Origin of the sequence: Streptomyces sp. NPDC021225, assembly GCF_044332865.1 — a bacterium.
GTDB lineage: Bacteria > Actinomycetota > Actinomycetes > Streptomycetales > Streptomycetaceae > Streptomyces.
In genome coordinates, this window is the sequence record NZ_JBIRPV010000003.1 from 230,980 (window position 1) to 251,598 (window position 20,619).

The 20,619-nt window shown below is 66.6% G+C and carries 19 protein-coding genes and 3 pseudogenes; 12 read left to right on the top strand and 10 right to left on the bottom strand.

The annotated features are described in order from the left end of the window. The first annotated feature begins 23 nt into the window (after nucleotides 1-23). From ACH4S9_RS14645 to ACH4S9_RS14655, 3 genes and pseudogenes are all read left to right on the top strand, one after another. Nucleotides 24-1,275, top strand: a pseudogene (locus ACH4S9_RS14645) (sensor histidine kinase). Next, entirely contained in the window at nucleotides 1,272-1,886 is a 615-nt protein-coding gene (locus ACH4S9_RS14650; protein WP_398372044.1) for a response regulator, read from the top strand. Before ACH4S9_RS14645 ends, ACH4S9_RS14650 begins: the two are co-directional and overlap by 4 nt. Before the next feature lie 526 nt (nucleotides 1,887-2,412). Then, nucleotides 2,413-3,926 (top strand): annotated as a pseudogene (locus ACH4S9_RS14655) (carboxylesterase/lipase family protein). Nucleotides 3,927-4,124: 198 nt separating this feature from the next. On the opposite strand, the gene ACH4S9_RS14660 reads toward ACH4S9_RS14655, so the two are convergent. The 3 genes from ACH4S9_RS14660 to ACH4S9_RS14670 all read right to left on the bottom strand — a co-directional run bounded on the left by ACH4S9_RS14660 (nucleotide 4,125) and on the right by ACH4S9_RS14670 (nucleotide 6,078). Then, nucleotides 4,125-4,409 (bottom strand): ABC transporter substrate-binding protein, encoded by a 285-nt coding sequence (locus ACH4S9_RS14660; RefSeq protein WP_398372046.1) that lies wholly within the window; start codon nucleotides 4,407-4,409, stop codon nucleotides 4,125-4,127. Nucleotide 4,410: 1 nt separating this feature from the next. Continuing rightward, nucleotides 4,411-5,070, bottom strand: a complete 660-nt coding sequence (locus ACH4S9_RS14665; RefSeq protein ID WP_311729930.1) for a hydrolase — start codon at nucleotides 5,068-5,070, stop codon at nucleotides 4,411-4,413. 423 nt (nucleotides 5,071-5,493) lie between these two features. After that, the gene (locus ACH4S9_RS14670) at nucleotides 5,494-6,078 is read right to left on the bottom strand and encodes an IS3 family transposase (RefSeq protein ID WP_398372976.1); all 585 of its coding nucleotides are present in this window, start codon (nucleotides 6,076-6,078) and stop codon (nucleotides 5,494-5,496) included. 67 nt (nucleotides 6,079-6,145) lie between these two features. Here ACH4S9_RS14670 and ACH4S9_RS14675 point away from each other — a divergent pair. Continuing rightward, nucleotides 6,146-6,953: pseudogene (locus tag ACH4S9_RS14675) on the top strand (ISAzo13 family transposase); the annotation flags it as partial. 881 nt (nucleotides 6,954-7,834) lie between these two features. On the opposite strand, the gene ACH4S9_RS14680 reads toward ACH4S9_RS14675, so the two are convergent. From ACH4S9_RS14680 to ACH4S9_RS14695, 4 genes are all read right to left on the bottom strand, one after another. After that, nucleotides 7,835-8,677 (bottom strand): alpha/beta fold hydrolase, encoded by an 843-nt coding sequence (locus tag ACH4S9_RS14680; protein ID WP_069867377.1) that lies wholly within the window; start codon nucleotides 8,675-8,677, stop codon nucleotides 7,835-7,837. Nucleotides 8,678-8,741: 64 nt separating this feature from the next. Continuing rightward, the gene (locus tag ACH4S9_RS14685) at nucleotides 8,742-10,085 is read right to left on the bottom strand and encodes a glutaminase (RefSeq protein WP_398372049.1); all 1,344 of its coding nucleotides are present in this window, start codon (nucleotides 10,083-10,085) and stop codon (nucleotides 8,742-8,744) included. 422 nt (nucleotides 10,086-10,507) lie between these two features. Continuing rightward, the gene (locus ACH4S9_RS14690) at nucleotides 10,508-11,176 is read right to left on the bottom strand and encodes an NAD(P)-binding domain-containing protein (RefSeq protein WP_311729932.1); all 669 of its coding nucleotides are present in this window, start codon (nucleotides 11,174-11,176) and stop codon (nucleotides 10,508-10,510) included. Further along, nucleotides 11,173-12,243, bottom strand: a complete 1,071-nt coding sequence (locus tag ACH4S9_RS14695) for an LLM class flavin-dependent oxidoreductase (protein WP_311729978.1) — start codon at nucleotides 12,241-12,243, stop codon at nucleotides 11,173-11,175. Before ACH4S9_RS14695 ends, ACH4S9_RS14690 begins: the two co-directional genes overlap by 4 nt. Before the next feature lie 388 nt (nucleotides 12,244-12,631). Between ACH4S9_RS14695 and ACH4S9_RS14700 the strand changes: the two genes are divergently transcribed. Next, on the top strand, nucleotides 12,632-13,255 hold the full coding sequence (locus tag ACH4S9_RS14700; protein ID WP_398372051.1) for a LysE family translocator: 624 nt from the start codon (nucleotides 12,632-12,634) through the stop codon (nucleotides 13,253-13,255). Between the two features lie 17 nt (nucleotides 13,256-13,272). Here the strand turns inward: ACH4S9_RS14700 and ACH4S9_RS14705 are convergent, their stop codons facing one another. Further along, entirely contained in the window at nucleotides 13,273-14,037 is a 765-nt protein-coding gene (locus ACH4S9_RS14705; protein WP_311729933.1) for a helix-turn-helix transcriptional regulator, read from the bottom strand. A gap of 305 nt (nucleotides 14,038-14,342) precedes the next feature. On the opposite strand from ACH4S9_RS14705, the gene ACH4S9_RS14710 reads away from it, so the two are divergent. The 4 genes from ACH4S9_RS14710 to ACH4S9_RS14725 all read left to right on the top strand — a co-directional run bounded on the left by ACH4S9_RS14710 (nucleotide 14,343) and on the right by ACH4S9_RS14725 (nucleotide 17,357). Further along, nucleotides 14,343-15,116: an SDR family NAD(P)-dependent oxidoreductase gene (locus tag ACH4S9_RS14710; protein WP_398372054.1), complete on the top strand. Its 774-nt coding sequence runs from the start codon at nucleotides 14,343-14,345 to the stop codon at nucleotides 15,114-15,116. Between the two features lie 154 nt (nucleotides 15,117-15,270). Next, a complete protein-coding gene (locus ACH4S9_RS14715; RefSeq protein WP_311729935.1) occupies nucleotides 15,271-16,533 on the top strand; it encodes a serine hydrolase domain-containing protein in 1,263 nt (420 codons plus the stop codon). Between the two features lie 114 nt (nucleotides 16,534-16,647). Beyond that, nucleotides 16,648-16,959, top strand: coding sequence for a MoaF-related domain-containing protein (locus tag ACH4S9_RS14720; protein ID WP_311729936.1), 312 nt, complete (start codon nucleotides 16,648-16,650; stop codon nucleotides 16,957-16,959). A gap of 2 nt (nucleotides 16,960-16,961) precedes the next feature. Continuing rightward, complete coding sequence (locus ACH4S9_RS14725; protein WP_311729937.1) at nucleotides 16,962-17,357, top strand: nuclear transport factor 2 family protein; 396 nt, start codon at nucleotides 16,962-16,964, stop codon at nucleotides 17,355-17,357. A 266-nt stretch (nucleotides 17,358-17,623) separates the two neighbouring features. On the opposite strand, the gene ACH4S9_RS14730 is transcribed toward ACH4S9_RS14725, so the two are convergent. Beyond that, complete coding sequence (locus ACH4S9_RS14730; protein WP_311729938.1) at nucleotides 17,624-18,091, bottom strand: MarR family transcriptional regulator; 468 nt, start codon at nucleotides 18,089-18,091, stop codon at nucleotides 17,624-17,626. 290 nt (nucleotides 18,092-18,381) lie between these two features. On the opposite strand from ACH4S9_RS14730, the gene ACH4S9_RS14735 reads away from it, so the two are divergent. The 3 genes from ACH4S9_RS14735 to ACH4S9_RS14745 are packed head-to-tail and all read left to right on the top strand — an operon-like array spanning nucleotide 18,382 to nucleotide 20,105. Continuing rightward, the gene (locus ACH4S9_RS14735) at nucleotides 18,382-18,690 is read left to right on the top strand and encodes a GNAT family N-acetyltransferase (RefSeq protein WP_398372057.1); all 309 of its coding nucleotides are present in this window, start codon (nucleotides 18,382-18,384) and stop codon (nucleotides 18,688-18,690) included. A 30-nt stretch (nucleotides 18,691-18,720) separates the two neighbouring features. Continuing rightward, nucleotides 18,721-19,131, top strand: coding sequence for a (4Fe-4S)-binding protein (locus ACH4S9_RS14740; RefSeq protein WP_311729940.1), 411 nt, complete (start codon nucleotides 18,721-18,723; stop codon nucleotides 19,129-19,131). Between the two features lie 53 nt (nucleotides 19,132-19,184). Further along, nucleotides 19,185-20,105 (top strand): NADP-dependent oxidoreductase, encoded by a 921-nt coding sequence (locus ACH4S9_RS14745; RefSeq protein WP_385343866.1) that lies wholly within the window; start codon nucleotides 19,185-19,187, stop codon nucleotides 20,103-20,105. A gap of 23 nt (nucleotides 20,106-20,128) precedes the next feature. On the opposite strand, the gene ACH4S9_RS14750 is transcribed toward ACH4S9_RS14745, so the two are convergent. Continuing rightward, nucleotides 20,129-20,548: a MarR family transcriptional regulator gene (locus tag ACH4S9_RS14750; protein WP_311729942.1), complete on the bottom strand. Its 420-nt coding sequence runs from the start codon at nucleotides 20,546-20,548 to the stop codon at nucleotides 20,129-20,131. Between the last annotated feature and the right edge of the window lie 71 nt (nucleotides 20,549-20,619).

A 20,619-nucleotide genomic window follows, 5' to 3' on the forward strand; every position in this document is an offset into this window, starting at 1 on the left:
GACCGAGTGGGAACGGCGGATTCATGCCCAGGCCATGGGGATGGTGGCGGCGGAAGAGCACCCCGGGGAAGGTGGAGACGTACACCCGAGGGTCGTTCCTCTTTCTCGGGGTGTGCGAGATCGTCGGTATCGGTCTGTCCACGTACACGCAGGTGGGACCACGGCTGGCGACCGTGCTGTCGCTGATGGTCGTCACCCATGCCGTGGCGTCCATGGCGACCGTCGCACGGGTGCTGGACTGGACCCTCGGCCGTCGTGCACTGCCGGTGCGGGGGTTGTGGGGGCTCGGCGCCCTCACCGAGGTCCTCGCGGTCGTCGCCGTCGTCATCGGGGAGCACGGCCCCGCGGGCGAGAACGTCGAGAGTACGGCCCTCAGCGTGTTCGTGGGGCTGCAGGGCTTCGGCGCCGGCGTGATAGCGCTCGCGGTGCATCACGACCGGCGGCGGGTCATCGGGCTCGTGAGCGGTTTCGCGGCGGGCGCCGGGATCGTGGCGTTCGCGGCGGGCCTGCAGTGGCTTGCCACACTGATCACGGCGTGCGTCCTGCTGTTGGTCGGGGCTTTCCTCGCCGCCACCGCGGTCTTTTTCCGTCTGGCTGCTCAACGCGGTCTTCACACTCGACGACGCCAAGGAGACCCGGGCCAGGCTCGCCGTCGCCGAGGAGCGGCTGCGGTTCGGCCGGGACCTGCACGACGTGATGGGCCGCAACCTGTCGGTGATCGCGCTCAAGAGCGAGCTGGCCGTCCAGCTGTCCCGGCGCGGGAGGCCCGAGGCGGTGGAGCAGATGATCGAGGTGCAGCGCATCGCCCAGGAGTCGCAGCGCGAGGTCCGGGACGTCGTGCGCGGCTACCGGGAGGCCGCCCTGGAGGTCGAACTGGCCGGCGCCCGGGGGGTGCTCTCGGCGGCCGGGATCGTCGCGGAGGTCACCGGCGAGACGGCCGGCCTGCCCTCCGAGGTGCAGTCGGCGCTCGGCTGGGTGGTGCGGGAGGCGACCACGAACGTGCTGCGGCACGGGGACGCGAAGAAGGTCGCCGTGACGGTGCAGATGCCGGAGGGGCGGGTAGTGCTGACGGTGGAGAACGACGGGGTGACGGCGACGACGGACGGTCCCTCGGCGGGCTCGGGCGGCTCCGGGCTCGCGGGGCTGCGGGAGCGGCTCACCGCGGTGGACGGGACGCTGGAGGCGGGGCCCGTCGGCAAGGGTGTGTTCCGCCTGACGGCCCAGGTGCCGCTGCCGTCCGCCGCGACCGGGGCCGCGCTGGAGGTCGCCCTGTGACGACGACAGTGCGGGTCCTGCTCGCCGACGACGAGCACCTCATCCGCGGGGCGCTGGCGGCCCTGCTGTCCCTGGAGGACGACCTGGTCGTCGTCGCCGAGGCGGCCACCGGCCCGGAGGCGCTGGCGATGGCACGGGCGCACGCGCCGGACGTCGCCGTACTGGATCTCCAGATGCCCGGCGCTGACGGTGTGAAGGTCGCCACATCGCTGCGGGCCGAGCTGCCCGCCTGCAAGGTGCTGATCGTGACCGGTCACGGTCGCCCGGGGCATCTGAAGCGGGCGCTCGCGGCGGGTGTGCGCGGGTTCGTGCCCAAGACGGTCAGCGCCCAGCGGCTCGCCGAGCTGATCCGCACGGTGCACGCCGGAAACCGGTACGTCGACCCGGAGTTGGCCGCCGACGCGATCTCCGCCGGGGACTCGCCGCTGACCGCGCGGGAGGCCGAAGTACTGGGGCACGCTGCCGACGGGGCGCCTCTCGCGGGGATCGCCGAGCGTGCCGCGCTCGCCGAGGGGACCGTACGGAACTACCTGTCGTCGGCCGCGAGCAAGCTCGGTGCGGAGAACCGCCACGCGGCGGTGCATCTCGCACGGGAGCGGGGTTGGATATAAGACCGTGTCGTGTGGGGTGAGGCGGACGAGTCGCTTGTAGCAACAGAGGGCGGCGAGGCCGGGAACGGCCAGGCATTGCGCGTCACCGGCCCGATCGACTGCCGGCACGCAGGTGTGCGCTATCCAGGAAACGAAAGATTGGTTTAGTGCGAACCGGAAAAAGACTCACCCAACGGGCGTTGATCAAGTAAACGCCACTGTAGGCCCAGGTCGGCGTCGAAGGTTCACTCGATCTCCCAAATACTGGGTACCCCTCCTTCCCCTGACCGCGATCGCGGCCGTGCTTGCATGGCTCAACCGGAGCCCGTGGTGGAGTTGGGCAGTCGTGGGCGCGCTGCTCGCGCCCCTCGGTGTGACCGCACACTGGTGGCTTCGAGGGCGGGCCCTGCTCCAAGTGGGGGGCTGGCTGCTTGCCGGAGCACTCGTGAGTACCACTGCCGTTCTCGCCTACCCACCCCCGCAGAACCGCATCGCGGGCGGGACCGATCCCCAGCCTTCCGCGCTCGTCTCCACGCGGGAGGGGCCCGTGCCAGGCGTCCTCAACGACGAGCGCACGGTCGAGATATTCGCGGGCATCCCCTACGCCCGGCCCCCCGTGGGAGATTTGCGTTGGAGTCCGCCTCAGCCTCCCGAGCCGCGCTCCGAGGTGTTCACCGCCGACCGGTTCTCGGACGTTCCCGTTCAAGGCACGTCAACCTTCTTCACTCGAGCGCTTTCCCAGGTCGTCGACATACCTCTGGAGGACACGTTCCTCAACCCGTATCCGGTCAGCGAGGACAGTCTCACCCTCAACATCTGGCACAGCACGAAGCCCGCCTCGGCGAAGCTTCCCGTGCTCGTCTACGTTCCGGGCGGGGGGTTCACGACTGGTTCGGGAGCTTTGCCGCTCTACGACGGCGAGGCACTCGCTTCCAGGGGTGAGGCGATCGTCGTCACACTCAACTACCGGCTGGGAGTGCTCGGATTCCTTTCCCATCCGGAACTCGCGGCAGAATCCAAGGAGAACGCTTCGGGTAATTACGGGATCCTCGATCAGATTGCCGCGCTGAAATGGATCCGGCAGAACATCGCGGCGTTCGGCGGTGACCCGGCCCAAGTGACGGTCGCGGGAGAGTCCGCCGGCGGCGCGAGCGTGTGCATTCTGGGGGCGACGCCACTCGCTGAAGGACTGGTGGACGGCATCATTGCCGGGAGCGGGGCCTGCATGGGCACGGCCGGAAGCACCGAGAAGGACGATCAGGCCGATACCAGGGCGGCGGCAGAGGACGCCGGCAGACGTCTGAGCGAGAACCTGGGGGGCGCCTCCGTGGAGGAGATGCGCAAGATGCCCGTCAAGCGCATCCTCGACGCCGCCAAGTCACTCGACGCCCACTGGCGTCCCTCCTCGACGGCCACCTCCTGGACCGGCCGCCGGCGGAGATCTACGCATCCGGAGAACAGCTGGACGTGCCGACCCTTCTCGGCAGTAACGCGGACGAGGCCTCGCTCGCTCTGGCCAGCCCACCGGACACCGACGCGGACAAGTATCAGGAGTCGGTCCGCAAGACGTACGGCGCGGACGCCGAGCGCTTCCTGCGGTTGTACCCCGGTGAGAACCAGGAACAAGTGCTGAAGTCCCGTCTGCAGGCCGACACCGACAAGATCATGACTCGCGCCATGCACCGCTGGGCGCGGCTGCAGACTCAAACGGGCGAGTCAGCCGCGTACCTCTACTACTTCACTCGCGTCCCGCCGGAAAAAGGCCTCGAGAAGTTCGGCGCCTATCACGGTGCGGAGGTGATGTACGCCTATGACAACCTCGGGAAGGACAATGACGCCGCATACGAAGAGGTCGACTACAGGTTGCGCGACCAGATGAGCGCGTACTGTGTCAATTTCGTGCGTACGGGCGACCCGAACGCATCGGGCCTGCCGGTCTGGCCCACGGTGGAGCGAGCACCCGAGCAAGTCATGGAATTTGGTGAAGGCAGCGCGCCGGCAACCCGGCCGCGGTCGGACGCCATCGACTTCTGGATGGACTACGACGGACCGATCCCGTAGCAACGATGCGATCTGGCGAGCCCTGTAACCAGGCTGCCGACAGTACCGTCAGCCGGTCAAGCCTCCCGGCAGAAACCGCCCGTAGGCTTGACCGGCGGGAAAGTGCTGGAAGCAGTCGGCGATGCCTTCGCTGCGGGCGGCCGTGGCGTCACGCGTGCGGCCGGGTCGCAGGCCCGACGTAGAAGCGCTGCCGCTGCATCACCAACGGCATGGCCGACAGGAGGGTGTTGGTGCCGTAACCACTGATGATGAGATCGGCTTGTCTTCCTCGATCAGCCGCTCATGGATCTCGGGAACCAGGGAGGCGCCTGCGTGGTCGTCGTGGCAGACGAGCTCGACCGGGCGGCCGAGCAGGCCGCCCCGGCTGTTAATGTCCTGCTGCCGGATCTCATGGGTGAGACGGGCCGACCGGCTGTTGTCCGCAAGCGGACCGGTCAGCGACAGGCAGCAGCCGATACGGATCGGTGCCGGGGCGGCAGCCATGTCAGGCGTCGTTTACGGGGCGTCCCGTGGCGAGCAGCTGCGTCTCCCAGGTGAAGGCGACGCCGGTGGCGCCCCCGTGCTGAAGCATAACCTCGGTCAAGCCCGGGAGGGTCTCCTCACGCGCATAGTCGCGCTGCCACTCACTCATCACGGCCAGCCAGGTGATGGGTACCACTCCCGCCTGGACCATGCGCCGCACGGCCATGTCATGAGCTTCCTTCGAGGCGCCGCCCGAGGCATCGGTGACGACGAAGACCTCGAAGCCCTCACCCGCCGCCTGTATCGCGGGCATCGCGACACAGACCTCCGTCCACAGGCCGGCGATGATCAGTTTCTTGCGGCCGGTCGCCTTGACGGCGTCGACGACGCGCTCGTCCTGCCAGGTGTTGACGAACGTGCGGTTGATCGGCTTCTGCTCCGGGAACTCGTCCTGCAGTCCCTTGATGAGGTAGCCGCCGCGCTCTTCCAGCACGGTCGTCAGGATGGTCGGTACGTCGAACGCCTTGGCGGCCTTGGCGAGGCCGACAGCGTTGTTCACGATCATCGTGGGCTCGTGGCTGTTCAGGTTGGCGAACTGGAACGGCTGGTGGTCGATCAGGACGACGACGCTCTCCTCGGGCGTCAGCAGCGCCTGCAGTCCGGACTTGGCTTCTTTGCTCATGGGGTCCCTCTCCGGGGTATGTATCATGCGCGCCCAGACGGCGCCACGCCGATATGGCTTCACGTATCCGCACAGGCGCCCTGAAGGCGAACTGGCCGGCCACCAGCCCGATCGGCAAGATTGCTCCGCAAGCCGCCGCGGTCTTCGCAAGAGACGGCCCGCGGTACCAGGTGACTACCGACCTCAACTGGATGACGTGACACCTACGTTAGACACAGGCAACTTGACGTGTCAACCAGATGTCGATCCACCTCTAGATGCAAACTCGCCAGGTCAGCTCAAAAGTTGTCGCACCAGATGGTGGCCCATAACTCCTGGACAGGAGTGAGATGACCTTGTCGTGCCTGGTGTGACCATGGCGCGGGAAGCGTCGAGGGTGAACCGCTCCGGGATTGTCAATCCCCTCGAACTGTGGAGACCTTCCTATGCAGCCAGCTCCTCGGTGAAGCTGGCCCAGCAGTCGTGTTCGTAGTCGATCGGGCTTTTCCAATGGCACACGCTGTATAGCCGACGGGTGTTGTAGAAGTCGGTGATCCAGGTAGCGATCCTGATCCGGGCCGCGGTGCGGGTGGTGAAGGTGTGCCGGTGGACGTACTCGACCTTCAGTACGCTGTTGAACGCCTCGCTGACGGCGTTGTCGAGACAAGATCCGACCCGGCCCATGGACTGGAAAACACCCAGCCGGCGGCAGGCCCGGCGGAACCTCCGTGAGGCGTACTCGCTGCCGCGGTCCGTGTGGAAGATGAGGCCGTGCACGTCACCGCCACGGGTCGTCGCGGCCATGTGCAGGGCAGCGACGACCAGTTCGGCATCGTGGCGTGCCCCCATCGCGTAGCCCAGCAGGCGGCGGGAGAAGAGGTCGATGACCGTGACCAAGTACAGCTTGCCTTCGCCGGTTTCGATCTCCGTCATGTCCCCGCACCGGACCAGGTCGGGTGCCTCGGCGGTGAAGTCGCGGCGCACGAAGTCCGGGGCGGCCGGTCGCTTGCCAGGGAGCTGACGGAAAATAACTCCTCGGTTTCGGCGGGCTGTTGGCTCGTAGGATGTGGGTGTTACGGAGGGGACCGAGGCGAATCTGGCAGGGGTGTTCGAGCTGCTGTTGCCGCACCTGGATGAGCGGCAACGGCGGTTGGTGCTGGGGGCTGCCGCCCGGGTACGGGGGCACGGTGGAGTTCGTTTGGTGGCTGAGGCTGCGGGAGTGGCGACGTCCACGGTGTCGCGTGGGCTGCGTGAACTGAATCAGGGTGAGGAGCCCGGTGGCCGGGTCCGGGCGGTGGGTGGGGGCCGCAAGCGACTACGGGATGTCGATCCGGAGCTGGTGCCGGCCTTGCTGGCGCTGGTGGAGCCGGACCAGCGGGGCGATCCGGAATCGCCGTTGCGGTGGACGGTGAAGTCCACCCGGGCTCCGGCCGCGGAGCTGTCGAGGCAGGGCCACCGGATCGGGCACGACACAGTGGCAGCCCTGCTGAAGACCGAGGGCTTCTCGCTGCAGGGCACCTCGCGTACCACCGGGGGGCCCGGCATCCTGACCGGGACGCTCAGTTCCGTTATATCAACGAGCGGGTCGGGGAGTTCACCGCGGCCGGGCAGCCGGTCATCAGCGTGTCCGCCAAGAAGAAGGAGACCCTGGGCAACTACGCGGCCACGGGCGGGAGTGGCACCCGGCCGGACAGCCCGTCCAGGTCCGCGCCCACGACTTCCCCGAGAAGGGCCCGTTGAAGGCGGTGCCGTACGGGATCTATGACATCGGCGCGGATGCCGGCTGGGTCTCGGCCGGCTGCGACGGCGACACCGCCGCCTTCGCCGTGGCCACTCTGCGCCGCTGGTGGGACAGCGAGGGGCGGCACCGCTACCCGGACGCCCCCCGTCTGCTGATCACGGCCGCCCACGCCCTGACCTGGTGCGATGCCAAGTGTCCAGGCGACTGGACACCCGTGGAGCGTCACTTCCGCGACGGGCACACCGACACCTGGTGGGCCGCCGATGCCCGCCTGGGTGGCTACGGACCCGACTCACCCTGCCGCCTGATCGTGGCCACCACCGACCCAGTCGGACTCCCGGAGAAGGCCACCCGGTACCTGGCCACCAACCTGCCCCACCCCAACGCACCCCATACCACCACCAGCCCGCACCCGCCGGCCGACCTCGCCGAGATCATCCGCCTCTACGGCCTGCGTCCGTGGATCGAGCAGAGCTACAAGCAGATCAAGGACGAACTCGGCTGGGCCGACCTCCAAGTCCGCTCCGACCGCGCCATCCGCCGCCACCAGACCCTGGTCAACTGCGCCTTCTCCTTCTGCTGGGACCAATGGTTCGCCCCACCCGGACCCCTGGATGCCACCGCGCCGGACCCGTGCCCCGACGAGGGGCCAGAGAGGGGGACCGGCCCCGTCCCACCAGCCCCAACCGCCTTGTTGGCCCCGGGGCTTACGAGCCATCCGTTCCTGACTCACCCCCGCCGTCACCCTCAACCGATGGCGGCGAGCCTGGACGGACACGGACCCACCCTCCGAGCTCCAGGCCCTGATCGACGCGGTCACCACCGGACACGGCATCGACCTCCACCTCCGGATTTAACGAACTACCGGTAATCGCTGAGGTACTGGTCGTGCGACGGTGCCGGAGAGTCGCATCGGGAGAACGGCGCATCAACGTGGATGTGGCGCCTCAACAACAGTTCGGCGCCACATACGCCTCTCGTCGGCGGCGATGACGCAGTTCCGCGTCATGAGAAGCCGTCAGGGGAACAGCCGGTCGTCCACCGTCACTTCGAGAGGAAGTCGCGCAGCGCGGTGTTGACCTCGTCGGCGTGGGTCCAGAGCAGGCCGTGAGGCGCTCCTTCGACCTCGACGTAGTCGGCCTCGGGGAGTGCCTTGTGGAATCGGCGCCCAGTGGCGTCGATCGGGAGGATGTTGTCCTTCGTTCCGTGCAGGATCAGTGCGGGCTTGCCGCTCGCGCGGACCGCCTCGACGTCGGCGCGGAAGTCCTCGATCCATGCCGGTACCACAGCGTACGCAGCCACCGGGGCGCTGCGGATCGCGACGTTCCAGCTACCGGTCACGACCTCCTCGCTGATACGGGTGCCGAGGTTCTCGTCGAGGTTGTAGAAGTCCGCGTAGAACTGCTTGTACCAGGCGTACCGATCCGCCTTTGCGGTCGCGGCGATGCCGTCGAAGACCTCCTGCGGCACTCCGTCGGGGTTGTCGTCGCGGGCGACGAGAAACGGCTCGAGCGAGGCGAGGAAGGCGAGCTTCGCGACACGCTCATGACCGTAGCGACTCACGTAGCGGGCGAGTTCCCCGGTGCCCATCGAGAAACCGACAAGGACGACGTCCTGGAGGTTGAGGGTCTCAAGGACCGTGTTCAGGTCAGCGGCGAAGGTGTCGTAGTCGTAACCGGAGTTCACCTTCGACGACTGGCCGAAGCCACGACGGTCATAGGTGATGACCCGATAGCCCTGGGCCAACAGCTCGCGCGTCTGACGTTCCCAGCTGTGCCCGTTCAGCGGGTAGCCGTGGATCAGGACGACCGGCTGCCCGGAACCCTGATCCTCGTAGTAGAGCTCGACCGGCGTACTGTTCTCCGTGCCGACGGTGATGTAACCCATGATTTCTTTCCCTTCTGGCCGACGAAACGAACACCGGCCCATATCTGTGTGTGAGAACCCTGTGTTATCGGAGGCGGGTCAGAGGATTCGCCGATCCGTATCCGGCTGGCTCCTGTGCTGAGCTGCCCTGCGTCGGGATCACAGCCTGATCCACGTTGTCTACGACTGTGACTCGGCCACCATCGCCGGGATCGGGATCGGGCATGGTCGATTCTGGGTCGACGAGGTAGACCTCGTGACCAGTCAGCGTCAGCCGGCGTGCGACCTCCAGCAGCATGCGCCGTGCCACATCGTCGATCGAATAGACCCTTGTCAGGTCGAAAGCCACCCTGACGTCCGAAGGCAAAATGTCCATGGCTTCCTGAACAACTCTCTCGGCTCCGGCAAAGCCGACGCCACCTTGCAGTTGCAGGACCCGGAGCGCGTTCGGTCCGCTGCCAACGACATGGTGGGACCGCACGACGGCACGCGCGGCGGCGGGGACCTCCATCACATGCAGACCCATGTCCGAAGAGAATCGCTCGAACAGTGACACCCCGCGAACGCTGTTCCCGTGACCGTCCAGTCGTGGTGAGAACGTGGCAATGCCGATCTGTCCGGGGAGCGCGCCGATCAGGCCCCCGGCCACCCCGCTCTTTGCCGGAATACCGACCTGGGTCGCCCAGTCACCAGCGGCGTCGTACATTCCACAGCTGAACATGACACTCAGCACCTGACGCACCACCGGTTCCGGTACCACCTGCTCACCCGAGAGAGGGTTGATCCCACGGTTGGCCAACGTCGCGGCCATCATGGCCAGATCACGCGTGGTGACGAGCACGGAACACTGGCGCGTGTAGCCGTCCACGATGGTCCTTGGGTCCTTGGTGAGGACATCGTGACTGCGGAGCATGTGGGCAATGGCGAGGTTGCGGTGCGCGTGCTCCATCTCTGACGCACATACCGCCTCATCCATCTTCAGTCGACGACCGGCGAACGCCGAGAGGCCGTGGAGCACGCGTTCCACACGCTCCGTCGGATTCAGGTCCTCCGCGCCGGCCAGTGAGTGTACGGTGATCGCGCCAGCGTTGATCATGGGATTGAGAGGGCGCCCCGTATCGCTTTCGAGAGAGATCTCGTTGAACGCCTCTCCGGACGGTTCGACACCGACTTTGGCGAGCACGGGGTCGAATCCGCGATCAGACAGGGCCAACGCATACACGAACGGCTTGGAGATCGATTGGATTGTGAACTCGATGTCGATGTCACCGGCGCCATAGACCTCTCCGTCAATCATAGCAAAGGCCGCACCGAGGCGCTCGGGGTCCGCTGCTGCGAGCTCAGGGATGTATCCCGCCGGCTCTCCGGACGTGTCCGACTCCACATCTCTCAGTACCTCGGCCAGATAGTCGGGAATGATTGGCCGCATTCGTCCTCCATGCATAATTGCCATCTTCACGCCGTGAGAACCGCGTTGCGTCCGCCCTGGTACCAGGAGGCACCTGGCGGCACTTCACTGCGTCACATTGTCGATGCAACCAGGGAGATGACCTCACGCTTCGCCGAGCGCGGCGCGCGTGATTACTCCTATGTCGTCAGGTATCGGCTGACGGAACACACCACCGTTCGCGACAAATTCGTCGCCATGCACCCGCAGATAGCGAGCGAACATCGGGCACAACGGCACGAACAATTGTGTAGGAGCTGATCGGGCCAGCGAGATCGAGCTCGACCGCCACGGATGCGGCGGGGTTGTCAGCCAACCCTTGAGTCATCTGACTGTCTTTCTGCAGAGAGCGTCACGGCGTGGCCACGGTTCTCCGGTCCGGCTGAGGTGCTTCTGTTCTTCTGTTACGAGCGCTCAAAAAGTCTTGTCGGAGCGGGGGTGGCGGTAAGCACGCGAAGCCGGTCGGCGTCGACATTGGCTCCGAAGGCGGGGGTTCCGGGCTCGAGCCGGACGCCCGCTGCGAGGTCGCCGATGGTGAGTGGGTCGAATCCGAGAGTGTCGATCAGCGCAGACACGACGGCGAGATCCTTGGGCGAGTCGCCGGCGATCGCGATGGCCTTGCGTCCGAGGCCGCCGGCTGGACGAGCCCCGTCCTCGAGGTCGTGGTAACCCATGTGGTTGAGGGCTTTCACGACACGTGCGCCTATCAGGAACCGCTGAACGACTTCGCTCGAAGAGGTGTCGGGAGGGAGGATCGCGTCGCGGGGACCATCGACCTCCCACCAGTGGTTCATCGCGTCGATGACCAGCTTTCCCTCCAGCTTCGGGACTGGGAGGTCGCGGTGTTTGCCGAGCGGGAGAGCCAGGACCACCACGTCGGCGGCATCCGCGGCCTGGGCCGGCCATACGGCGGTCGCTCCGGGGGTGAGGATCTTGGCGGTAAGCGCGATCTTGGAGGGATCACCGGACCCGGAGATCAGGACTCGATAGCCGGCGGCGACCGCCAGGCGCGCCAGGACGGTGCCGACTTTCCCGGCTCCCAGGATCCCGACAGTGGTGACAGGGTTGGTCATCGCGCCGCTCCCGCCGTGGCCGCGGGCTGCTCGGCCAGAAGCTCGCGGATCCGAGGGATGACCTGGGTGCCGTACAGCTCGACCGAACGCAGACGTGCGGAGGCTGAAACGGTGCCGGCGGCGGAGTAGATCAAGTCGAACCGGCCCGCGTTCAGGACCCGGATGGCATGGGCGATCTTGGCCGCGACCGTCTCGACCGAGCCGACGTACAGCGACCCGCGGTCCACCTCGGCGTCGAATTCTTCCCGGCGGAGCGGCGGCCAGCCGCGCTGCCCCCCGATCCGGTCGCGGATCTCCTTGTACCCAGGGTAGAAGAGCTCCTTGGCCTCTTCGTCAGTGGAGGCGACGAAGCCGGGCGAATGCGTGCCGATCGGCTGTGCGGTCGTGCCGAACTCCTGGCTGGCAAGCCGGTACAGATCCACGTAGGGAGCGAACCGGTCGGGGGCGCCGCCGATGATTGCGAGCATGAGCCGGAAGCCGTACTGAGCGGTGCGGAGCACGGACTGCGGTGTCCCGCCAACCCCTACCCAGGTGTTGAGACGTCCCGAATCCGTCTTCGGGTACACGTCCGCATCGTGCAGGGCGGCACGCGTGGTGCCTTCCCAGCTGACCGGCTTCTCGTCCAGGAGCCGATGGAAAAGGTCGATCTTCTCCTCGAACAGCACCTCGTAGTCCTTGAGGTCGTACCCGAACAGGGGGAACGACTCGGTGAAGGAACCGCGTCCGAGGATCACCTCGGCGCGGCCGTTGGAGAGCGCATCGACCGTGGCGAACCGCTGGAACACTCGCACCGGGTCGTCCGAGGACAGCACTGTCACGCCCGAGGCCAGCCGGATGCGCTTCGTGGCTGTCGCGATGCCCGCCAGCACTGTCTCAGGGCTGGAGATCGCGTACTCGGGCCGGTGGTGCTCGCCCAACGCAACAACGTCGATACCGACCTGGTCGGCAAGGACCGCTTCGGTCACCGCGGCGCGGATCGCCTGCGCGTGCGAGACGATCACGCCCTGGTCGTTTCGGGGCCGGTCTCCGAAGCTGTCGATACCGAACTCGATTTGCGAAACATCCATCGTGTTCACTTCGCTCAACGCTTTCGTTGTGTCAGGGTGTGGCGGTGCGTGGTTCGTGACGACAGGGCGGGACGTCCGTCCCGGGCGACCTGCGCGAGTTCCCCGCCGGTCAGGTCCCGCGCCCACACCACCTCCGCCGGTCTAGTTGACACGTAAACCATGACACTTCTATGGTTGGCATGTCAACTAGATTGTGTCGCGGTGGGTGCAGCTGCACGTCGCCAGCCGGGAGCGCCCCTCTTGATAGGCGGGCTTGGTGCTTTCGCACTCGGCGACATCGGTGCGCGCATTATCGAGCTTCTCGACATCGAAAGTTTGCCGTACTGCGTGATCAATATCTCGCGGTGCCTCCGTCCCCAGCATTGGCCATATGCCCGATGCTAGGAGCGTGATCTATTGGATGGACTTCCTTCCCTCTGCCGTATTGATATCCATAATCCCTGGCGCGAACCAGCTGTTGGGCCTGAGTAACGCCATCCGATCCGGCGCTTCCTGGGCTCTTGCCGGCATCCTCGCGCGCCTCGCTGCCTTCACTCTGCTGATCGGCATCGTCGTACTGGGTCTCGGCGCGGTCCTCGCACAGTCTCCTGGTGTGCTGACCGTAATTAAATGGAGTGGAATAGCGTATTTGGTCTGGATTGGTGTGGCAGCGCTGAGAAGCAGGCCGGAGGCCGCTTCGGTGGTCGAGGACGAAGAGGGCCGCACCGGTCGGTGGCGGATCCCCCGCCAGGAATTTATGGTCGCAATAACCAACCCCAAAGCGCTTCTGCTTTTCGCGGCACTCCTCCCTCAATTCACGAGCGGCGGACAGGATGCGGAACTGCACATTGCCGTTCTGGGCCTGGCCTACATGGGCGTTGAAGCCGTCATTGGCGGCCTCTACGTCGGAGCCGGGAGGAATCTTCGATGGCGGCTTCGGTCGTACAAGGGATCGATCGCTCGTCGGGTCGACCAGATTTCGGGAATCTGCATCCTCGCACTTTCGGGTGCGTTGGCCTTGAGCAGTGTTTGACGCGGGTCCGCCTCTGATCAGGTGTTCTGTCGGGCGTACTCGGTGGGTGCGAGTCCATAGCGCTGCTTGAAGGCGCGGCTGAAGTGGCTGCTGTCGGCGAACTGCCAGTGCGCGGCGATTTCCGAGACGGCCAGCCGAGAAGCCGACAGCGCCTGCCTGGCCAACTCCAAGCGCCGTTCCCGGATGTAGGCGGTCACCGATTCCCCACCCGCCGCGAACGCGCGCTGCAAAGTACGCACGGAAACGTTCAGTTCCCGGGCCAGCATCGCCGACGAGAGATCGGCGTCGGCGAGCCGCTGCTCTGCGAGGTTCTTCGCCGCCTGGGCGAGGGCCGGGGCAAGGCGGGTGTTCACATCGTCGAAGCCGTGGTGCGTCACCGCGGTGGCCAACTCGACCAGCGTGTCTCGCGCGGCCTGGACACCGGCCGGGCTCAGATCGGGCAGCGCCTCCTCAACCATGTTGGCGTGCGCCACCAGGAGGCGTACCTCGGCGGCGTCGGCGTGACCGGCGACTTCGCGGCCACCGAGTAGAAGAGAGAAGGGAGCAGCGGGCAGTACGATGCACTGCGCTCTCGTGTGGGGCGGGAGAGCGAAGTGATGCATCCGCGCGGCATGCCGCAGCAGGAAACATCCCGCCACCACGGTGTGTTCCACGGTGTTGCGCTTGCTGCCCAGCGCCCAGGCTCCGCTGTGCACCAGCCATAGGCGGACCTGGTCGGCGTCATGACTCGGTCCGTCCGCCGTCTGCGCTGCCGATGCCCCGTCCACGCTGGTGATCGCCACGTCGCGCACCCTGGCGGCACGGAAGCGGACCCGGAAGTCGGTCGCTGTCGCCGCGCTGAACCGGGGGAGGGGGAACTCATCTCCGACGTGGGTACGCCAGCTCCGCTCGAAGTCGTCCCGACCGGTCGTGGCCGCGCGGCGTGAGTCGAGCGAGAAGGATGCCGTCTTGTTGTCGTCCATCGTCCTACGAGTCTGCTCTCAGGATGTGTTTGTCGCCGATGTTCCGGTCGGTTGTCGCCCTGATGCATGCCGAGACTTCTGTGATCTTCCTAGTGTTCGAAGCACGCACACATCAGGAGGACTTGGTGAACGACCAGAACGGCCGCGTGGCCGTGATCACCGGCGCCGGGGGCGGCCTGGGCGTCCATATCGCGTACCGCTTCGCCGCCGACGGATATACCACAGTACTGGTGGGGCGCACCGAATCGGCCTTGCGCCAGGCCGTCGAGAGCGGCCCGGACAGGGGCGACATGCACCCGTGGGCCGGCGACGTCTCCGACCTGGCTGCCGTCACCGCACTCATGGACGGGGTGGCCGAGCGGTTCGGGCGTCTGGACGTCCTCGTCAACAACGCGGGGCTGGCGGTGCCGGGCACCGTGGAGAGCACGAGTGAGGATGCCTATCGTGCCATGATGAGCGTGAACGTCGACGGCGTGTTTTTTGCCTCCCGCGCCGCCTTGCCCCATCTGCGCGAGGTCCGCGGGTGCATCGTCAATATCGGATCCGTTGGTGGCGTGCGCGGTGACTGGACGCAGGCTGCTTACAACGCGACCAAGGGAGCGGTGGCCAATCTGACCAATGCGATGGCCCTCGACCATGGCCGGGAGATTCGGGTCAACGTGGTCCATCCCGGTGTGACGACCAGCCGCGAGGAGATCCGGATGGCGCTCGCCGAAGGTACGCCGTTGCGCGACCGGTTCGACGACCGGGTGCCCATGGGCCGGCCCGGCGATCCCGCCGAGGTGGCCGCTGTCGTGGCGTTCCTTGCCGGCTCCGGCGCCTCGTACGTCAACGGCGCGCACATCGCCGTCGATGGTGGTCTGACCGCGTCGAACGGCCAGACCGATCTCTTCCGCTGACGCGACGCGACCACGGCTTCACCCTTGTAGGGGGCGGCGTCGCCGCGACCGGATCGGCGACCCGCGCCCTCGGCGTGCAGCTGTGACGCCTCGAATCGACACCAGCGGGTCACCCCACACACCAGGGTGGGAGCCGCGAAATGAAGGGGAAGCAGTGGTCTTCAAGCTGGATGTACCAGGCCGCATGGTTCGCGGTGACGTGGATGAAGGCTATGGCGCAGTGGCCGACGCCTTTCGCGAGAACTTCGCCGTACGCAACGAGATCGGCGCTGCCTGCGTCGTCTACCACGGCGGGCGGAAGATCGTGGACCTCTGGGGCGGCTACCGGGACGGCCGCAACCGTCTTCCCTGGGAGGCGGAAACGATGGTGCCGGTCTTCTCCACGTCCAAGGGCGTGGCAGCAGTGGCGCTCGCAGTGTTGCACGCACGTGGTCTGCTCGACCACGATGAGCGTGTGGCGTCCTATTGGCCCGACTTCGCCGCCGCCGGCAAGGGCGATGTCACCGTCCGTCAACTGCTCGCCCATCAGGCAGGGCTGGCGGTGATCGACCGGCCACTCGGGCTCGGCGACCTGACTGGCTCCCGCACCCTCGCCACGGCTCTTGCCGAGCAGCGTCCGGCATGGGAGCCGGGCACCCGGCACGGCTACCACGGCCAGTCATTGGGCTGGTACGAGAGCGAGCTCATCAGCCGGATCGACCCTGGAAAACGCCGTATCGGCCGGTTTTTCGCCGACGAGGTCGCGACGCCGCTCGGCCTCGACTTCCACTTCGGCCTGCCGCAGGACACTGATCGCGATCGGGTCGCCCGTATCCACGGATTTCGCTCCTGGGAGATGATGCTGCACCTGAGAGCGATGCCGGCAGCATTCGTCCGGGCATACGCGAATCCGCGGAGCTTGACCGCCAGGGCGTTCGGCAATCCGCGGGTGCTGGGCACCGTGGAGAACTTCAACCGGCCGGATGTGCAGGCCGCGGAGATTCCGGCGGCCAACGGCGTCGGCCAGGTGCGGTCGATCGCCAAGCTCTACGGCGAGGTGGCGACCGGCGGCGCCGCCCTGGGCCTCACCGATGCCACAATGGACGCGTTGCGCGTCGCTGCCCCACCTCCGGAGAACGGACTGTTCGACGAGGTGCTGCGCGTCGAGACGAGGTTCTCCCTGGGGTACGTCAAGCCGTTCCCGGCGTTCAGGTTCGGCTCCGAGTCGGACCGGGCCTTCGGGACGATGGGCCTGGGCGGGTCGTTCGCCTTCGCAGACCCGGACACCGGTACGGGCTTCGCGTACGCGATGAACCGCACTGGCTTCCGGCTCTGGGACGATCCTCGTGAAGTGGCCCTGCGGGAGGCGCTCTTCGCGCGGGTCCTTGGCGAGCGGCCTCAGCGGCCCGACCCGGCCTCCAGGGGTTCCGGCCTCTGATTCGCGAAGCACTTGAGTGTGTTCCACGTCTCAGAAGACTTGCGCAAACACCGGCCGTGAGTTGAAACTTCAACTCGTCATCGAGGATGTGATCCTCTGTCTGGAGGACGTGTCATGGCCGAGCAACTGACCGGCCGCAGCTACCGCTTTGACCTCGGCGATCTGAAGGTGCGCTTCACCTTCGACTCGCCGACCCAGGGCAGCTTCGTGGTGGTGCACGGTGCGGGGCTCGCCCCTGACGGTCACGCCGAAACGGTGGCTCTGAACCTGCGGGAGATCCGCGAAGGCGTCTATCTGAACTCCTGGACCGAGGCGAGCGGGGCCACGGTGACGCACCTGGAGGACTTTGGAAACGGGACGTTGTATTCCAACGTGACCGTCGACGGCAAGCTCCACCACTTCACCGGAACGATCAAGGAGGCCTGACCATGACCCAGTACGCCGCCGCGCAGGACGATCAGGCAGAAGGCAACGTCGACATCGTGCTCACCGCGATGCGGGAGTTGTTCGCCGACAAGGACCTCACCGCGATAGATCGATACTGGGCTGAGCCCTACATTCAGCACAGCCCGCAGATGCCCAATGGGCTCGACGCCCTGCGCAATGTCGTTCCAAATCTGGAGGGCTTCTCCTGGGAGCCGCAGCGGATCGCCGCCCAGGGCGATCTGGTCTTCACCCACAGCATCGTCCACGGCTGGGCCCCGCACCCCGTGGCCATCGTCGACATCTTCCGGCTGGACGACGGACGCATCGTGGAGCACTGGGACGTCGTCCAGGACATCGTCTCTCCCGAAGAATCCGCCAACGGCAACACTATGGTGTAGACCCGCGCCACCCGGCGCCGGCCTTGCCGCCGCCAAGGGCGGCCGACGTGCGGCTACTTCTGCCCCGATCCTCAGAGGTTGACAGGTCAACCATGCTGCCCTAGGGTTCCGGGTGAAAGCTCAGCCAACCCTGCGCCCTTCCAGTCCTGGCGTGGGAGGAGAGGGGGGAGGCCCCCATCGACCGGCGGCCCCGTGCATCAGGACGTCCCTTCGGGTCGGCGCAGGGCAGACCTCTCGTGATCCAGGCAGTCGCGTCCCCCGCCCGGTCAGTCCGGCTGCTTCTCCATGTGGTCCAGGACGCGCTTGGAGATCCGGCCGAGTGTGCTGAGCTGGTTCGGGGTCAGGGCGTCGATGAACAGGCGGCGGACGTGCTCGACGTGCGGGGGTGCGGCCTCTTCGATCGCCTTGTAGCCGGCCGGGGTGGCGACGATGAATGCTCCGCGTCCGTCGTCGGGGCATTCCTCCCTGGCCACGAGCCCGCGTTTCGCCATCCGCGTGACCTGGTGGGACATTCGGCTCTTCTCCCACTCCACGAGTTTGGCCAGATCCAGGAAGCGCATCCGCCCGTTGCCTCTTTCGGTGAGGCTGACGAGCACGATGTAGTCGGCTGCTGAGAATCCGGAGTCGGCCTGGATGCGCCGGGACAGCCGTCCGATGAGTGTCTCCTGCATTCGGATGAAGCTGTCCCAGGCGGCCTTCTGTTCTGGGTCGAGCCAGCGCGGTTGTGCGTCCATGGGGGCAGTCTAACGAAATCGTTGACAGCTCATCTACTGGCGGTGGCGGCGATGCAACCCTCAGCGAGGGTGCGTGCGTCGTGACCGGGATGCTTCGGTTCACGCCCGGCCGGCGAGTGCTCGAGCCGTGTCTCCTGCAGGCATGGAGGCCGGCACTCCGTGCTCGCTCGGCGCTGCGGATGCCTTCGTCATGGGTTAAGTTGATGCATCAACCTTGCGAGGCTAGGCTGATGTCCTGGCTGACGGGATTCTGCCGAGTTGAGCGGGATCAGACCCCACAAGGAGGACACATGACGGTCGAAGTGAGCGACGTGCCCGAGGCGAAGCGCTACGAGGCCCGTGTCGATGGAGAGTCCAAGGTGGCGGGCGTCGCGGAATACATCCGCACGACGGAACTCGTTGCGTTCGTGCACACCGAGGTCGAGACGGAGCGCGAGGGCGCGGGAGTCGGGTCCGCACTGGTCCGTACAGCCCTTGACGAGGCACGTGCCGCGAACCTGCGGGTGCTGGCCACCTGTCCCTTCTTCGCGGGCTGGATCAGCCGGCACCCCGAGTACCAGGACCTGCTGTACCAGTCCCGCAGCAGGGTCAGTGACTGAAAGCCGAGCACGGCAGTAATGGAGGCGGGCATGAGCGGCGAATCGGAGCAGAAGGCGTACCGGACGGAGTCGATCACGGTGACCTTCGAGGCCAGGCGCTGCCTGCACGCCGCCGAATGCGTCCATGGCCTGCCCGAGGTGTTCGACCCGACGAAGCGACCGTGGATCCAGCCGGACAAGACTACGGCCGAGCGCCTGGCGGAGGTCGTGCGGCGCTGTCCCTCGGGCGCGCTCCAGTACGAACTCGTGGAGGGCGGGACGGAGTCCCCCGACCGGCCCACCACGATCACCCGCAGTGCCGCCGGGCAGCTGACCGTGCGCGGTGAGCTGAGTGTGGACACGCCGCAAGGCGCGCGCGCCGAGACCAGGGTCATGCTGTGCGGCTGCGGGCAGAGCCGCCTCCAGCCGTACTGCGACCATGCGGGGCCCTGCGGTGAGTGACGCGGCCGTGCCCGCTTCCCGCGTGTACCACCCAAGATCTTGGAGTCGAGCAGATGTCCCTTGCAGTGCAGTTCTCCGAGTACGGCACCCCTGATGTGCTGCGTGTCGTCGATGTTCCGCCGCTCACCGCGGGCCCCGGGCAGGTACGGCTCGCGGTGCGCGCCGCAGGTGTCAATCCGATCGACTGGAAGATCCTGCACGGCTTCATGCGCCAGGTGATGCCCGTCGATCTCCCGGGCGGCCTCGGCTCCGACGTGGCCGGTGTAGTCGACCAGGTCGGCGAGGGCGTGACCGCCTTCAGCGTCGGTGACGAGGTGCTGGGGGCCTCCCTTACACCCTCCTACGCGCAGTCGGCGCTCGCTGACCCCGCTGCACTGGTCGCCAAACCGGCCTCCGTCCCGTGGGAGGTTGCCGCAACCCTGGCCGGTTCGGGTATCACCGCCCGGGAGGTCCTCAACAAGCTGAAGATCTCCACGGGCGAGACGCTGCTGGTCCATGGCGCAGCCGGTGGCGTGGGCACGTTCGCCGTACAGCTGGCCGTTGCTCGCGGTGCGCGTGTCATCGGCACCGCGAGCGAACGCAACCATGAACAGCTCCGCTCTTTCGGTGTGGAACCGGTCACCTATGGCGAGGGCCTGGTCGACCGCGTACGAGCGATTTCCCCCCACGGAGTCGACGCGGTCCTCGACGCCTCCGGCCGCGGTGAAATCCCGGACTCGATCGAACTCGTCGGCGGTCCGACACGCGTCCTGTCACTCGTGGCCTTCGATGCCGCGGACACCGGGATCCAGGTGCACATGACCGAGCCGGGAGCGGGGGATATCCAAGCGCTCGGTGACATCCTCGCCCTCATCGAGGCGGGACGGCTGCAGATGCCCATCGCGGGTACCTACCCCCTCGACGAGGTTGCGGCGGCACTGGCAGTGAGCCAGTCCGGGCACCTGAGCGGCAAGCTCGTAGTACTCCCGGTCTAGCCTGGGCCTGCGTAGTCAGACCTCTACCCGGTCGGCGAGGAGAGCATCTCCTGAAGGATGCGCTGCAGCTCGGTGCGGTCCTGCGGGGTGATTCTCGCCAGCCTGCGGTCGTACTCCGCCGCCAGGGCTGCCAGCGCACGATCTCGCGCCTCTGTGCCCACGGAGGTGAGTACGAGGCGGTGACGCCGCAGGTCCGCGTCGTCGATCTCGCGCCGGATGAACCCCTTGGCGACGAGGTTGCGGACATAGACCGTCACGCTTGCCTTAGGCAGCAGCAGTGCCGCCGCGATCTCCGCAGGGTACGGCGACGCGGCCACCTCCGCCAGGACGAAAAACTCCTTCGTCTCCAGCCCGAGATCAGCCAGCTCCTCCGTGCAGGCATCCATCACGACACTCAGCAGCCGCTGGTTCAGCGTCCACAGCTGCGCACCGTCGGCCGACATGTGAGTCCCCCAACCAAGTGGTACCGTTCTGTATTAGTTCCAAGCTGTACAAGTATCGTTTTTGTACTGGT

Coding starts and splice junctions, on each gene's coding strand:
- ACH4S9_RS14660 (WP_398372046.1), bottom strand. CDS start 4,409: ATGGCTGCCGCCCCGGCACCGATCCGTATCGGCTGCTGCCTGTCGCTG.
- ACH4S9_RS14665 (WP_311729930.1), bottom strand. CDS start 5,070: ATGAGCAAAGAAGCCAAGTCCGGACTGCAGGCGCTGCTGACGCCCGAG.
- ACH4S9_RS14680 (WP_069867377.1), bottom strand. CDS start 8,677: ATGGGTTACATCACCGTCGGCACGGAGAACAGTACGCCGGTCGAGCTC.
- ACH4S9_RS14685 (WP_398372049.1), bottom strand. CDS start 10,085: ATGCGGCCAATCATTCCCGACTATCTGGCCGAGGTACTGAGAGATGTG.
- ACH4S9_RS14690 (WP_311729932.1), bottom strand. CDS start 11,176: ATGACCAACCCTGTCACCACTGTCGGGATCCTGGGAGCCGGGAAAGTC.
- ACH4S9_RS14695 (WP_311729978.1), bottom strand. CDS start 12,243: ATGGATGTTTCGCAAATCGAGTTCGGTATCGACAGCTTCGGAGACCGG.
- ACH4S9_RS14720 (WP_311729936.1), top strand. CDS start 16,648: ATGGCCGAGCAACTGACCGGCCGCAGCTACCGCTTTGACCTCGGCGAT.
- ACH4S9_RS14725 (WP_311729937.1), top strand. CDS start 16,962: ATGACCCAGTACGCCGCCGCGCAGGACGATCAGGCAGAAGGCAACGTC.
- ACH4S9_RS14730 (WP_311729938.1), bottom strand. CDS start 18,091: ATGGACGCACAACCGCGCTGGCTCGACCCAGAACAGAAGGCCGCCTGG.
- ACH4S9_RS14735 (WP_398372057.1), top strand. CDS start 18,382: ATGACGGTCGAAGTGAGCGACGTGCCCGAGGCGAAGCGCTACGAGGCC.
- ACH4S9_RS14740 (WP_311729940.1), top strand. CDS start 18,721: ATGAGCGGCGAATCGGAGCAGAAGGCGTACCGGACGGAGTCGATCACG.
- ACH4S9_RS14745 (WP_385343866.1), top strand. CDS start 19,185: ATGTCCCTTGCAGTGCAGTTCTCCGAGTACGGCACCCCTGATGTGCTG.
- ACH4S9_RS14750 (WP_311729942.1), bottom strand. CDS start 20,548: ATGTCGGCCGACGGTGCGCAGCTGTGGACGCTGAACCAGCGGCTGCTG.